This is a genomic window from Hyalangium minutum, from assembly GCF_000737315.1.
Taxonomy (GTDB): domain Bacteria; phylum Myxococcota; class Myxococcia; order Myxococcales; family Myxococcaceae; genus Hyalangium; species Hyalangium minutum.
In genome coordinates this window covers 340,283-354,794 of sequence record NZ_JMCB01000007.1, presented here as the reverse complement: position 1 = coordinate 354,794, position 14,512 = coordinate 340,283, and the positions used below count along the sequence as shown (strand labels likewise).

The 14,512-nt window shown below is 69.6% G+C and carries 10 protein-coding genes; 4 read left to right on the top strand and 6 right to left on the bottom strand.

The window, feature by feature from the left end:
* Positions 1-33 precede the first annotated feature (33 nt).
* Genes DB31_RS21120 through DB31_RS21100 form a run of 5 tightly spaced genes read right to left on the bottom strand, consistent with a single transcriptional unit; the run spans position 34 to position 6,118 of the window.
* On the bottom strand, positions 34-1,122 hold the full coding sequence (locus DB31_RS21120; RefSeq protein ID WP_044190730.1) for a hypothetical protein: 1,089 nt from the start codon (positions 1,120-1,122) through the stop codon (positions 34-36).
* Positions 1,119-2,972, bottom strand: coding sequence for a DUF4350 domain-containing protein (locus DB31_RS21115; protein WP_044190727.1), 1,854 nt, complete (start codon positions 2,970-2,972; stop codon positions 1,119-1,121). Before DB31_RS21115 ends, DB31_RS21120 begins: the two co-directional genes overlap by 4 nt.
* Positions 2,969-3,691, bottom strand: a complete 723-nt coding sequence (locus tag DB31_RS21110) for an ABC transporter permease (protein WP_044190725.1) — start codon at positions 3,689-3,691, stop codon at positions 2,969-2,971. The genes DB31_RS21115 and DB31_RS21110 overlap by 4 nt, the downstream gene beginning before the upstream one ends.
* On the bottom strand, positions 3,688-4,629 hold the full coding sequence (locus DB31_RS21105; RefSeq protein WP_044190722.1) for an ABC transporter ATP-binding protein: 942 nt from the start codon (positions 4,627-4,629) through the stop codon (positions 3,688-3,690). The genes DB31_RS21110 and DB31_RS21105 overlap by 4 nt, the downstream gene beginning before the upstream one ends.
* Before the next feature lie 58 nt (positions 4,630-4,687).
* Positions 4,688-6,118 (bottom strand): TIGR01777 family oxidoreductase, encoded by a 1,431-nt coding sequence (locus DB31_RS21100; protein WP_044190719.1) that lies wholly within the window; start codon positions 6,116-6,118, stop codon positions 4,688-4,690.
* A gap of 27 nt (positions 6,119-6,145) precedes the next feature.
* Between DB31_RS21100 and DB31_RS21095 the strand changes: the two genes are divergently transcribed.
* The 4 genes from DB31_RS21095 to DB31_RS49975 all read left to right on the top strand — a co-directional run bounded on the left by DB31_RS21095 (position 6,146) and on the right by DB31_RS49975 (position 13,351).
* Entirely contained in the window at positions 6,146-7,117 is a 972-nt protein-coding gene (locus DB31_RS21095; RefSeq protein WP_044190718.1) for an L-threonylcarbamoyladenylate synthase, read from the top strand.
* Between the two features lie 55 nt (positions 7,118-7,172).
* Positions 7,173-8,144, top strand: coding sequence for a hypothetical protein (locus tag DB31_RS21090; protein ID WP_044190715.1), 972 nt, complete (start codon positions 7,173-7,175; stop codon positions 8,142-8,144).
* Positions 8,145-8,264: 120 nt separating this feature from the next.
* Positions 8,265-10,967, top strand: coding sequence for a chitobiase/beta-hexosaminidase C-terminal domain-containing protein (locus tag DB31_RS21085; protein WP_052420143.1), 2,703 nt, complete (start codon positions 8,265-8,267; stop codon positions 10,965-10,967).
* 125 nt (positions 10,968-11,092) lie between these two features.
* Entirely contained in the window at positions 11,093-13,351 is a 2,259-nt protein-coding gene (locus tag DB31_RS49975; RefSeq protein ID WP_205628539.1) for a choice-of-anchor A family protein, read from the top strand.
* 99 nt (positions 13,352-13,450) lie between these two features.
* On the opposite strand, the gene hemH is transcribed toward DB31_RS49975, so the two are convergent.
* Positions 13,451-14,509: a ferrochelatase gene (hemH, locus tag DB31_RS21075; RefSeq protein ID WP_044190712.1), complete on the bottom strand. Its 1,059-nt coding sequence runs from the start codon at positions 14,507-14,509 to the stop codon at positions 13,451-13,453.
* Between the last annotated feature and the right edge of the window lie 3 nt (positions 14,510-14,512).

Below are 14,512 nucleotides of genomic sequence, written 5' to 3'. Positions count from 1 at the left end.
GCCGGGCTCAGGCGCCCTCGTGACAGCGAACGCTCAGGTTCCCGAGGCGATCTTGATGGCCTCGTTCACCAGCGTGTCGAACCCGGCGTGGAGCCGGACCCAGCCCGCGCTGTGCTCGGAGCGCGCGAAGTACTCGCCCTTGGGGTTCTTCGCGAGGACGAGGAAGCCCATCTCCTTGCCGCCCTTGCCGTAGCCGATGCGCACCTGCTCCTCGGGCGCTCCGCCCGGCGGCTCCTCGCCCTGGCCCAGCACGTCCATCGCCATCATCCGCCAGACGCGGTCGTGCCAGTTGCGGACGAACTCGTCCGGCTTGTCCGGCGCGTTCTGCGGTGCAATCACCACCGGCGTCGGAGGCTTGCCCGTCGAGGTAAAGGTCCGCGAGTTCTTCCCCGCTGAAACGGTGATGGAGTCGTAGTCCCCCTCCTCGAACAGGTGCAACCGGCGATCCACCAGCCGGCTCATCGCGTTCTCCAGGTCCGGGAGAAGGGTCGTCACCAGCAGGAAGACCTTGCCGTCCTCCCGCAACGCGTACGGAGTCCCCCAGGCGCCGCCCGTGGGGGCCGCCAGCGCGAGCACCTGCTCCCGGCCATCCACCGTGAACGTCAGTTTGCGCGGGCTGTTCACCAACCCCAGTTCCTCGAGCTTCTTCGCGTCCAGCTCGCCCAGCGACCGCGAGCCCTTCACCGGCGCCAGACGGCCCCACAAGGTCTCCGCGTTCGCATTGGCTCGCAGCTCGCGAGGCGGCGGAGGCGGTGGCGGCGTGGGCGGCGTGGACGAAACTCCCGCATCCACCGCGCCCACCGTGGAAGCCACCGCCGCTCCACCATCCGTGCCCCCAGGCACACCGCCATCCGTCCCCAAAGCCGGAGGAGGCGCGGGAGGCGGTGGCTTCGGCTTGTCGCCCACCCGCACCCAGAGCCGGTCCTCGTCCTGCGGGTTGCGGAACAGCTCGGCGAAGCGCGTCGGGTCCTCGTAGCGAACCTTCTGCAGCGCCCGCTTGGAGAGATCCAACACCGTCACCTCGCCGGGCTGGCCCTCTGGCTCGCGCTGCCACGTGAGGAAGGCCGCCACCAATCCCAGCGCCGCGAGCCCACCCTGCAGCGCCAACCCTCGCGCGTTCATGACGCACCTCCTGCCGGTACCGCCGGCGCACGGCGGCCCCGCCGCCGCGTCACGAAGAACCCCACGCCCAACACCACCGCCGGCGCCAGCAGCACCGTGGCCCAGAACCACAGCACGTCCTGCTCGCGCGTGTGCTGGATGGGCACGTCCTCCTCACTCGTCACCTTGCCAGAGATGGCCTCCTCGCCCGTGAGCCAGCGCAGCGCGTCCAGCGCCAGGTACACGTTGCCCAGGCTCGGCAGCACGCCATCCACCAGCGCATCCGAGTCGCCCAGCACCACCGCCCGCCCCGGATCCTTGCCGGTGCCCTGCTTCTGCACCGCCACCGCCAGCGGCCAGTTGCGGCGCTCCTCGCCCGGATCCTCGGTGAAGTTGCCGTTGGCGTCCGGGAAGGTGGCCTCGTGCGCGCGCACCGTCACGTCCACGCTGATGCCCTCGGGCGGCGGGACGATGGGCTCCAGCGCACCCGCGCCCAGCATCACCACGGGCCCCTGCCCGCCCAGCTGCGCGAGCGTCGAAACGGACGGGTGCGAGGAGTAGTTCGAGGTGCCCAGGTTGGTGCGATCGCTCGGCTGGCGGGTGAGGCGGAAGTACACCTGATCATTGGCCAGCTTCGTCTTCAGGTACTTCACCCCGAGCATCTTCAGCAGCTCGTCCTCCGGGGAGCCCTCCGGATCCAGGGCGATGAACAGCCGCCCGCCCTTGTTGAAGTACTCGCGCAGGGCCGCCACCTCCTCCGGGAGGAAGGGCTTGGTGGGCCCGAGGATGAGCACCGCCGCCGCGTCGCGCGGCACCTCGGTGCCCAGGCCCTCGCCAGCGCTCACCGTTTGCACCTCCACGTTCTGGCCGCGCAGCAGCTCCTTGAGCTGGGAAATACCGGGGCGCTCCGTCTCCCCCGGCAAGGCGCGCGCGTCGCTGCGCTCGCCATGGCCCTCGGTGAGGTACACCACGCGGCGCGGGCGGGCCACCGTGAGCAGCCGCTTCTGAACTTCCTGGTCCAGCCGGCTCAGCTGCCCACGCGCCCGGTCGAGCTCCAGGCCCACGGTGAACACCTCGCGCTGCTCGCCGCGCGCCAGCACGAGGACGCCGTTGGTGGTGACCCCCACCGTGCGGGCCTTCGCCGGCTCCACGGCCTGGTCCAGCCGCTCCACCTGGAGCTGCGGAGACTCCTCGCCCAGCTCGCGAAAGTACTGGCTCACCGCCTCGCCCACGTCATTGGCGGGCGGGAAGAAGAGCATCACCTGCAGCGGCTCGGTGAGGCCGCGGACAATCTTCCGGCTGGACTCACCCGGCCGCGCGGTCCGGAAGTAGGACAAGTCCCACGTCACGTCCCGCTGCGTGGCCACGTACATGGCCGCGAAGGCGAAGATGAGGACGAAGGCCGTGCCCGCACCGGAGTACAGCGCCCCGCGCGTGCGGTCCGTCTCCAGGACGGGCGCGCGGGCCATGGCGGCAGCCGAGGACTCCAGCAGCGCCAGCGGCAGCAGCGACAGCACCAGCAGCGCCGGGAAGAGCGCCTGGAACACCACCGCCAGCTTCGGCGAGGACTGGGACAGCGGCGTGCCGAGCAGCTTCGCCCCCAGCTCCGACTGGGCGGTGAAGAGCAGCAGGCCCACGAAGCCCGCCACGTAGCAGAGCAGCGCCCAGCGCCAGAGCACCTTGCGCTCGCCGGTGGCCTGGGACATGCGCAGCACTCCCAGGCCGATGATTCCCAGCAGCACCACGGTGCGCACCGCCACGGTGGCGGTGAGCGCGGTGCCCGCGCCAGCAATACGCTCGGCGACGAGGCCGAGCACCAGCACCGCCGCGAAGGCGATGCTCAGGACGAGACTGCTTCCCCGGGAGTTCATCGCCACCTCCGCGCTTCCAACACCCGGGTGGCACCGAACAGCGCCACGTAGGTGAGCACCAGGTAGTAGGCCACGTCTCGCACATGCACCAGGCCGCTCTGGAACGGCGGGAAGTGCTGGTTCCACAGCGACATCGCGCTGAACACTCCGGCCAACGGCTGCTCGGCAATGCGCGCCAGCAGCCAGCACAGGATGAGGCCCACGAGCATCACCGCGGTCAGGATGGCGGCCATGATCTGGTTGCGGGCCAGCGCCGAGCCGAACGTCCCCACCGCCAGCGACGCGCTGCCCAGCAGCAGCAGCCCCAGGTAGCCCGCGAAGATGTGGCCCGCGGACACCTTGCCGTGAACCGCGATGAGCAGCGGCATATATAAGGTGCACGCCAGGTAGAGGGCCAGGAACAGGAGCCCCGCCAGGTACTTGCCCAGGACGATGTCCCTGTCTCGCAGCGGCGAGGAGTACAGCAGGGGCAGCGTGCCCGCCTGCCGCTCCTCGGCCAGCAGCCGCATGGAGATGAACACCGAGGCGACGATGGTGAAGCCGCTCGAGTAATAGAAGAAGTTGGAGAGCACCGTGGCGGAGCGCTCCGCCGCCTTGCTCAGGGCAAATGCGTTGAAGAACAGCCCGTTCAACGCGAGGATCACCGCGATGATGATGTAGCCGCTCAGCGAGCGCAGGTAGCCGGCCAGCTCGCGGCGGGCAATCAGCAGCGCCTTCATGAGGACACCTCCTGGGACGACGCCCCGCCATTCCGGGTCAGGCTCAGGAAGATGGACTCGAGCCGCTGCGCGCCGCGATCCAGCCGGAGCAGCTCCAGCCCCGCCCCCACCAGTGCCCGCGCCACCTGGGGCCTCTGGTCCGGAGACACCTCCACACGCAGCGACAGCACCGTGCCGTCCTCCTGCGCCACCGTGACGGGCCCCAGGCCCGCCAGCGCCTCCAGGGCCTTGGCCTTGTCGCCACGCACCTCCACCTCCACCGAGCCGCCGCCCAGCTTGCGCGCCAGCTCCTCCTCCGTGCCCTGCGCCACCAGCTGTCCGCCGCTGATGATGAGCAGCCGGTCACACGTCTCGCTGATCTCCGGGAGGATGTGGCTGGAGACGAGCACCGTGTGCGCACCCTTGAGGCTGCGGATGAGCTCGCGCATGCCGCGGATCTGCGCCGGGTCCAAGCCACTGGTGGGCTCGTCCAGGATGAGGAAGGCCGGGCGGTGCACCAGCGCCTGCGCCACGCCCACGCGCTGCCGGTAGCCGTGGCTGAGCGTGGAGATGAGCGCCCCGTCCTTCTCTCGCAGCGCCGTCTTCTCCTCGGCCTCGGTGACGCGCGCGCGGACCTCCTGTGAGGACACCCCGCGCAGCTGCGCCACATAGGCGAGGTACTCGCCCACCGTCATCTCGTCATAGAGCGGCGGCGTGTCGGGCAGGAACCCGATGCGTTTGCGGACCTCGTGGGGATCTCTCACCGCGTCGTATCCGTCGATGACGACACGCCCCGAGGTGGGTAAGAGCACACAGCCGAGGATCTTCAACGTCGTCGTCTTCCCCGCGCCGTTCAGGCCAAGGAAGCCGATGACCTCACCTTTGTTGATGGTGAAGGCCAGATCTCGAACCGCTGCATGCTCGCCGTAGTACTTCGTGAGCCCTTCGACCTGGATCATCCGGGACCCTCTGTACCTTGCGAAAAACGCGTCTTAATTCGCGCAGGATGGAACTTTGTCAAGACGGATCGGGCGCGTCGGAGTGAGTGAACTCCAGGCCCCCCTGGGTGCGACCCAGGGTGAAGCGCAGGGCGCCCTCCAGCTGTGGGTGGATGAATGAGAAGCCCAGGCGCTCGGCCACCGTGGGGCGCACATGGGTGCTGGAGAGCACGGTCTCCTTCCCCATCTCCCCGAAGAGCGCCTGGATGGCCGCCGCGGGCACGGGCAGCACCGCCGGCCGGGACACCACCCGGCCCAGCGTGCGGGCCAGCTCTCCCTGGCGCACCGCCTGGGGGGCCACGGCATTCATGGGCCCACGCAGCTCCCGGTTGAACAGGGCCAGCTGGATGAGCCCCAGCACGTCCTCCAGGGAGATCCAGCTCAGCCACTGCTGGCCACCGCCCACCGGCCCTCCGCCGCCCATGAGCGTGGGCGGGAGCAGCTTCGCCAGCGCCCCTCCCCTCGGATCCAGCACCACGCCGATGCGCAGGTGCACCACGCGGATGCCCGCCGCCTCCGCCGCAGCCGTGGACGCCTCCCACTGCTTGCACACGTCCGCCAGGAAACCGGCGCCCGGGGGGCTCTCCTCCGTCACCACCTCGTCGCCTCGGTCCCCGTAGATGCCGATGGCCGCCGCGCACACCAGCACCTGCGGCTTCTTCTGGAGCCGGGCCAGGGCCTCGCTCAGCACGCGCGTGCCCTCGGTGCGGCTTCGGAGGATGAGCTCCTTCGTCTCCGGGGTCCACTTCTGCCCCACGTTGGCGCCCGCCAGGTGCACCACTGCGTCCACGCCCTCCAGCGCCGCCGTGTCGATCTCTCCCTTGTCCGGGTTCCAGGCCACGTCCCCGCGCGCCTTGTCCGCACGCCCTCGCACCAGCCGCCGCACCACGTGGCCGCCGGTGGTGAGGAAGGGCACCAGCGCACTGCCCACCAGACCGGTGGCCCCCGTCACGCCCACCGTGAGCGGCCCCTGCCCCGCGTAGAGCGCGTGCCGCCGCAGATCCTCGCGCGTCAGCGCGTGCCGGTACGTGAACACCCGCTCCAGCCGGCGCCGCACCATGCCGCCTCCCGCCAGCCGCCCCGGGAGCCCCATGGGCAGCGCGTACACCACCTCGTCCTCCAGCACCGAGGACGAGGGCGGCTCGGGCCACATCCGGTGCGTGTGCACCCAGCGCTCGAAGGGGCCGGACACCTGGGCGTCCTGGAAGAGCGAGCCCTCCACGTACTTCGTGTGCTCCGCCTCCCACGTCTGCGGCACCGGGCCGATCTTCATCCGGATCTTCAGACGGGTCCCCGGCTGGATGCCCGAGCCACTGCGCTCCACCACCTCCACGGCATCCCAGGGGGGCGTCAGCCGCTCGAAGGCCCCTTCGCGGGCATGCCAGGCGAACACCTCCGTGGCTGGCACCGGCATCCGGCTGCGCGCATCGAACATCCTGGACTTGCCCATAACCCCTCCGCGACAGTGAGGCTGCGCATGCTTACCCCGGAGCTCATTGATCGCGCAGTGGAAATCCTGCGGCGGGGCGGGGTCATCGCCCTGCCCACGGAGACGGTGTATGGCCTGGCCGCCAACGCCGAGGATGAGCTGGCCGTGCGCCGCATCTTCGCCATCAAGGGCCGGCCCTCCACCCACCCGCTCATCGTCCACCTGCCGGACGCCGCTGCCCTGTCCGAATGGGCCAGCCCCGTCCCCGATGAGGCCCACCGCCTGGCCGCTGCCTTCTGGCCCGGCCCGCTCACCCTGGTGCTGAAGCGCACCGCTCGCGCCACCGACGCCGTCACTGGGGGCCAGGACACCGTCGCCGTGCGCGTGCCGAACCACCCGGTGGCGCTCGCGGTGCTCCGGGCGCTCGGAGGAGGCCTGGCCGCTCCCAGCGCCAACCGCTTCGGCCGCGTCAGCCCCACCACCGCCGAGCATGTGCGCCAGGACCTGGGCGGCGACGTGGACCTCCTCCTCGATGGAGGCCCCTGCACCGTGGGCGTCGAGTCCACCATCGTGGACCTGAGCTCGGACGAGCCCTCCATCCTCCGCCCCGGGGGCCTCGCCGCCGAGGAGCTGGAGCGCGTGCTCGGGCGCCCCGTCCCTGTACGCACCGCGTCAACCGTGCGCGTCTCCGGCTCGCTGGAGTCCCACTATGCCCCCCGTGTGGGTGTGGAGCTGGTGGAGCCTGCTCAGGCTGCGTCCCGGGCCGAAACCTTGCGCCTCCAAGGACGGCGGGTAGGGGTGCTCGGCCCTCGGAGCCTGGCCCTGCCCAGCGAGCTGCAGCGCTTCGACGTGCCCGAAGAGCCCGCTGGAGCCGCCCGCCTCCTCTACCTGCGCCTGCGCGAGGCGGATGGGGCGGGCCTGGATGTGCTCCTGGCCTGTCTGCCTCCGGCACAGGGCCTGGGCGTGGCGGTGAGGGACCGGCTCTCGCGGGCCGCCGCACCTCGTCCCGGGGACTCTTGAAGCGCCACGCACTCTCCGATATCCCCGCCTTGCTTCCTGTCAGGAGCGTGCCCCTTTGAAGCGATGTCTGCTGAGCCTCGTCGTCCTCCTCGGTGCCCTGTCCGCCTGCGGTGACAAGCCGCCCGGCCAACTGGAGCCCATTCCCCGCCCGCCGGGCTACGTGGAGCCGCCCAAGCCCGAGGAGCCCAAGAAGGCCCCGCAGCCGGCCCCGGATCCCAACAAAGTGGTGCTGCGCTGGAAGCTCGCCACGGGCGCGCCCGTGGCCTTCCGCCTGGAGGGCTCGCCGGAGGACGGTGCCAGCGCGTTGAAGGTCACCTACGCGCTGGTGCACCCTGAGAAGGGGGACAACGTGGTGCGCATCGCCCGGGAGTCCTCGAAGGAGGCCGTGGAACAGGGCACCTTCAGCGAGCGCGGCTTCATCCTGGACGGGCTGGGCGACGTGGACCGGAACCTCGCCACGCTGCTGCTGGAGCTGCCCAAGGATCCGGTGGGCGTGGGTGACACGTGGGCGCTGGGCGCGGACTTCGTGAACCCCGAGCCGCTCGGCATGGGCTTCAGCGCGAAGAAGTCGGATCGGCGCAACACCGTGAAGCTCGCGTCGCTCACCCCGGAGGGCGACGACAAGGTGGCGACGATTCAGTACGATCTCTTCGAGACGGTGACAGGCTTCTTCCCGCCTGGCGCGGCCACGGCCACGGCTACGGGAGAGACGGTGCCCGTGAAGGCGGCCCCGGACAAGGGCAAGAACAAGGGCAAAGGCAAGAAGCCGCCCGCGGATGACCACCACAACGAGAAGCCCAAGGCCATCGAGGTCACCGCCGAGGTGAGCTTCAAGGGCACCGGCGAGTTCCTGGTGAAGGCGGGCAAGTGGCGCTCCTGGCAGGGCACGCTGGCCGCGAAGACGGCGGGCTCCTCGCCGGCGCCGGGCAAGTCCCTGGCGCACGTGCCCCCGGGCACGCTCAAGCTGCAGCTCACCGCGCTGGACTCGGTGCCCGCAGAGCTCCAGGCGCCCGAGGCGAAGAGGTAGTACACGCGGCCCTGTTCTCCTCCTGTCCGAGGAGAACACCCGCCCCCCGTGGCTCCTTGCCGCAGGGCGCGCGCCGATGCCACTCTCCGGCCCTCTCTTCTTCGTGAGGGCCTTCTTTATATGGCGCTGCACCCCGCTGCGTACTCCCGGTTCGTCCTGCCGCTGCTTGTTCTCCATCTGGCAAGCGCGTGTGGCGGCGGCTCGAAGCCCCCCACTCCCGAGGAGGATACGACCCCTCCCGTCACCCGGGCCGACCCCACGGGTGGCACCTTCACCACGCCCGTCTCCGTGTCGCTGATCTGTGATGACGGCAATGGCGGTGGCTGCGCGGAGACGCACTACACCACGGACGGCTCCACGCCCACGCAGGCCTCGCCGCGCTACAGCACGCCCCTCTTCGTGTCGGCCACCACGACGCTGAAGTTTTTCTCGGTGGACACTGCGGGCAACGCCGAGGCGGTGAAGACGGAGGAGTACCTCTTCGGCGCCGCCTCCACGCTCACGCTGACGGCGTCGCCTCGGGGCGGCAACTATGGCTCGGCCCAGACGGTGACGCTCACGTGCAGTTCCAGCACTGGCGAAGCCTGTGCCTCCATCCACTACACAACGGACGGCCTCTCGCCCTCCGCGTCCTCCCCGGCCTACTCGACAGCCATCCTGGTGAGCGCGAACACCACGCTGAAGTTCATCGGCATCGATGCGCAGGGCCGGCCCTCATCGGTGGTGACCGAGACGTACGTCATCGACACGGTGGCGCCCACCACGGCCGCGAGCCCCGCGGGCGGCGCCTACGGCACAGCCCAGAACGTGACACTCACCTGCGATGACGGGGGGGGCTCCGGCTGCCAGGCCACCTACTACACGACGGATGGCAGCACGCCGACGCGGAGCTCCACCGTGTACTCCGGCGCCATCTTCATCAACCGGCCCACGACGCTGAGGTTCTTCTCGGTGGACCGGCTGGGCAACTCCGAGTCCGCGAAGAGCGAGTCGTACACCTTCACTGCGGACGTCGCGCCGCCCATCACCACGGCGAGCCCGGCCGGTGGAGTGTATGCCTCGGCGCAGAACGTGACGCTCACCTGCGATGACGGCACGGGCGGCGCGGGCTGCACGGACACCTACTACACGACGAATGGCAGCACGCCCACGACGTCCTCGCCCCGCTACACGAACCCCATCGCCATCAGCGCCAACACGGTGCTGAAGTTCTTCTCGGTGGACGCGCGGAACAACGCCGAGCCCGTGCAGAACGCCTCGTACTTCATCGGCCGCACGCCCGCCTCCATCTCCGCGCAGATCGCCGCCGTGCGCGCCGCGGCGGATGGCGCGGTGAACCAGCAGATCGACCTGGCGCTCATCACCTACGTGAAGCCCTCCATCGGAGGGGACTCCCCGGGGTTCTTCCTCCAGGCCGAGCCGTCGGGCCCCGCCCTCTTCGTCGCGGTGTCTCCCTCCAGCATCAACCCTGTGCCCGTGGCCGGGGATCGCGTGACGCTGCTGGCCACGCAGAAGGCCACCGTGAACGGCATGGTGCACGTGACGGCCATCACCAACTACCTCCGCAACGGCACCAGCGAGCCCGTGGGGCCGCTGCGCGCCAACGTGACTTCCGTGGACCTGGCTCCCGCCGTGGCCAGCTACGAGAGCGAGCTCATCTCCATCACCGGCACGCTGCTGGACACCCTCTCGCCGTCCGGCTCGGGGTACGTGGCCTCCACCCTGTCTACCTCCGGCTCGGCCAGCAACAGCAACCTCCAGCTTCGTCTGCCCACCCTCGTGCAAGACACGCTCGACGTGAGCAAGGGCTGCAACGTCACCGCCCGCGCCCCGCTGTGGCGCAATGGCGCCCAGGCCCAGGCCTCCGGTTGGGTGAACAGCGATTTCACCGTCCACACCTGCCCGGCCCCCACCGTGCTGAGCGCGGCCAGCAGCGGCACCACGGGCGTCGTCATCCACCTGGACCGGCGCATTGATCCGACCAGCGTGCAGGCCAATGGCAGCCAGTTCACCTTCACCAACGGCCTGACGGCCTCGGCCGCCAGCGTCCAGGATCGCGACATTCTGCTGACGACTTCCACCCAGACCAACGGGCAGAGCTACACGGTGACGCTGGCCACCAGTATCCGCGACACCCTGGGCAGCGGCATGGACGCCACCGGCCGGACGGCCACCTTCGGCGGCTTCCAGGCCCCCGCTGTGCTGCGCATCAACGAGATCGCCCCCAACGTCGCCTCGGGCCGGGACTTGCTCGAGCTGTACGTGGTGCAGGGCGGCAACATCTCCAACTTCACCATCGTGCGGGACACCACCACGCTGACCGCCCTGCCCGCTGTCGCCGTGGCCACCGGTGACATCATCGTCGTCCACTTCAACCCGGACACCAACTCGGGCTTCGATGCCCCCAGCTCGGAGACGTCGAGCAAGACGCAGTTCCGCAGCGCGACATACGCCTCCAACTACGACAACGCCTGGGACATCCACGGCGGCACGCTGGGCTTCCTCTACAACACCAACAGCGTCGTCCTCGTGAACAATGCCCAGGGAGCGACCCAGGACGCGGTGGCCTTCGCCCGGCCCTCCGTCACCACGGAGACCTTCCCGCCCCTGCTCCAGGAGCTGCAGTCCGTCAACCAGTGGCTGCCGGCCAACTGCGGGGGCGCTCCATGCACCTACAGCACCTCACCTACAGCCATTGAAGTCTCTGCCAGCTGGGACAACGTCTCCACCGACCGGAGTACGACGTCTCGGCGTGTCGGCCCTACAGACACACACCGTGCGGCGGACTGGGCCGTTGGCCCGGCATCACTCGGGGTTCCCTAGATTTAACAGTGTGATTGTTATTGTTTAACATCACCGAACCACAAGCGTAGACTGCGCTCGCCCTGCAAAGAAAGCGGTTGGGCTCGTTTGCTCTCTTGCAGGGCCTATTCGGGAGGAGGAAGTCCGTGAAGAGATTGTTGATCGGCTTGCTGGCGGTGCTCATAACCACCGCCTGCGGCACGCAGGATGACGCAGCAGCACAGCAAAAGCGGGAACAGAGAGAACCCGCGACTGTCGCCAGTGTCCTCAACGACGCCAGGGCTCGCGCGGAGCTCAAGAGCCGCCGCTCTGAGTTGTCGACGCTGGCCTCGAGCGCCATCGTCTGGGACGACGAGTGCTTTGCTTTGTCGCTGCCCGCCAATGATGACAGCTCCACCGACGTCATCTCGCTGCCATTCCAGCTGAACTTCTTCGGCAACACGTATTCGCAGTTCTTCATCAACAACAACGGCAACGTGACGTTCAACGCGCGGATGCCGACGTACACCCCGTTCGTGCTGGGGGCCAACACGCCTCCCATCATCGCGCCGTTCTTCGCGGACGTGGACACGCGCTACGCGGGCTCGGGCCCGGTGTCGGGGCTCACCACGTTCTCGCAGGGCGCGTTCAGCTTCGAGGGCCACCGGGCCTTCTGCGTGAGCTGGGTGGACGTGGGCTACTGGTCTCGCCACGCCGACAAGCGCAACACCTTCCAGTTGCTCCTGGTGGACCGCAGCGACACGGGCGCCGGCAACTTCGACATCATCCTGAACTACTCGCGCATCCTCTGGGAGGCCGGTGACGCGAGCGGTGGCCGCAACGGCTTCGGTGGCACCTCGGCCGGCGCGGGCTTCTCCGCGGGCACGGGTGACGCGGCCAACTTCTTCCAGTTCCCGGGCTCGCTGGTGAACGGCGCCCTGCTGGACAGCAACAGCGAGACGGGCCTGATCCACGGCAGCCGCAACAGCACCATCCCGGGCCGCTACATCTTCAACGTGCGCAACGGCCGCCCGGACATCGCGCCCCCGGTGAGCACGCTGACGGTGTCCCCGGGGCCTGATGCCAACGGCGAGAACCACGGTCCGGTCAACGGCGTCATCACCGCGACGGACACCGAGTCGGGCGTAGCGAGCATCACCTACGTGCTCAGCGGCGCGACCACGGGCGGCGAGACGGTGTCGGGCTCGGCGGCCATCCTGCCCGTCATCAGCAACCTGGGAGTGACGACGATCACCTTCTACGCGACGGACGTGGCCGGCAACGTGGAGGCCCCGCGCACGCACACCATCAACATCACCGAGGAGCCTCCTCCTCCGGCCGAGTGCATCTCCGTGCACCTGAACGACTACAACCTGTTCCTGCTGGAGAACTACTCGGGCGGCCATGACGTGGTGGGCAAGGTGGCGGCGCGCGGCAACATCTCCATGCACGGCTTCGCGGTGGGCTCGGGCCTCAATCCGAGCGACACCCAGAACGTGCTGGTGGCCGGTGGCACGCTGGACATCAGCCACGGCGCCGTCTTCGGCGACGCCTTCTACGGCGGCAGCACCACGGCGGGTGGCACGGTGACGTTCCCCCGCGGCACGCTGGCGCAGGGCGAGCCCATCGACTTCGTGGAGCACGAGGCCTACCTGCAGCAGCTGTCTGAGCGGCTGGGGCTGATTCCGGCCAACGGCACGACGCGGCGCGAGGTGTGGGGCGGCCTGTACCTGAACGGCACGGATCCGGAGCTGAACGTGTTCGAGGTGGACGGCAGCGCCTTCACGGGGGCGGTGGTGTTCAACATCGACGCGCCGGCTGGCTCGCTGGCGGTGGTGAACATCCGCGGCAACTCGGCCACCTTCCAGGGCTTCGGCATCAGCTTCAGCGGCGGCATTGATCAGCACGGGGTGCTCTACAACTTCGTGACCACCACGAGCATCAACCTGCAGGGCTTCGGCGTGTTCGGGACGGTGCTGGCGCCCTACGCCCACATCACCTTCTACAACGGCAGCTGGGATGGCGGCATCTACGCCCAGTCGCTGACGGGTGACGCCGAGGGCCACATCAACGCGCTGAACGAGTTCGAGATCTGCCTGGACGGCTCGGATCCGGGTGGCCCGACCGACCCGGGTGGCCCGACTGATCCGGGTGGCCCGACCGACCCGGGTGGCCCGACTGATCCGGGCGGCCCGACCGATCCGGGTGGCCCGACTGATCCGGGCGGCCCGACCGATCCGGGTGGCCCGACTGATCCGGGTGGCCCGTCCGACCCGGGCGGCCCGTCCGATCCGGGCGGCCCGTCCGATCCGGGCGGCCCGTCCGATCCGGGCGGCCCGTCCGATCCGGGTGCTCCTGGCGAGGATCCGGGCGCTCCGGGTGAGGATACGGGCGGCTCCTCCGAGTACCCTCCGTACTACCCGTAATGACACAGGTGCGCGCCTGGGGTGACCCGGGCGCAGCCACGGGAGTGAAGTGACACGCCGGGCATCGGGCTCTTCAGGAGTCCGGTGCCCGGTTCGTTTTCAGGGAGCGGGAGGGGTCCGCGGCGCGGCGCCATCCGCCTCGCGCACCATGCGGACCACGGCATCCACCCAGGCCGGGTGGGAGTTCAGCGACGGGACGAGCGTGAGCGACTCACCGCCGCACTCCCGGAACTGCTCGTTGGCGCGCAGGCCCACCTCCTCGAGCGTCTCGAGGCAGTCCGCGACAAAGGCCGGGCACATCACCGCCAGCCGCTTCACGCCGCGCTGGGCCAGCTCCGGCAGTACCAGGTCCGTGTACGGCTTGATCCACGGCGTGCGGCCCAGGCGCGACTGGAAGGAAAGGGTGTAGCCCTCGGGTGGCAAGCCCAGCCGCTGAACCAGGGCGCGCGTGGTGGCGAAGCACTGCGCGCGGTAGCAGTGGCGGTTCACGTCCGTCAGCACGTCGCAGCAGCCCTTCGAGGCCAGGCAGTGCTGTCCGGACGGGTCGCTCTTGCGCATGTGGCGCTCGGGCAGGCCGTGGTAGCTGAAGAGGACGTGGTCCGCGCGGGCCTCGGCGATGACGGGCCTGGCCACCTCGGCGAACGCGTCCAAAAAGCCCGGGTGGTCGTGGAAGGCGGGCACCACGCGCGCGCCCGCCACGTCCCACTCCTCGGCCAGCACCTCGTAGGCGCGCGCCAGGGAAGAGCTGGTCGAGGAGGCGGCCTCCTGCGGGTAGAGCGGCAGGAGGATGAACTCCTTCACCCCGCGCGAGCGCAGCGCCTTCACCGCGGCCGGGATGGAGGGGTTGCCATAGCGCATGCCGAGCTCTACCTCGTACTCGCCCCGGAGGCGCTCGCGCACGGAGGCCTCCAGCGCCCGGCTGTGCACGAGCAGCGGCGAGCCCTCCTTCATCCACACCTTGCGATAGGCCTCGGCGCTCTTGGCCGGGCGGGTGGGGAGGATGACGAGGTTGAGCAGCATCCACGCGCCCACGGGGTGGATGTCCACCACCCGGGGATCCTTGAGGAACTCGCGCAGGTAGCGGCGGACCGGGCCGGACTCCGGGGCATCCGGAGTGCCCAGGTTCACCAGCAGCACACCCTTCTTCGGCGTAGGCATGGG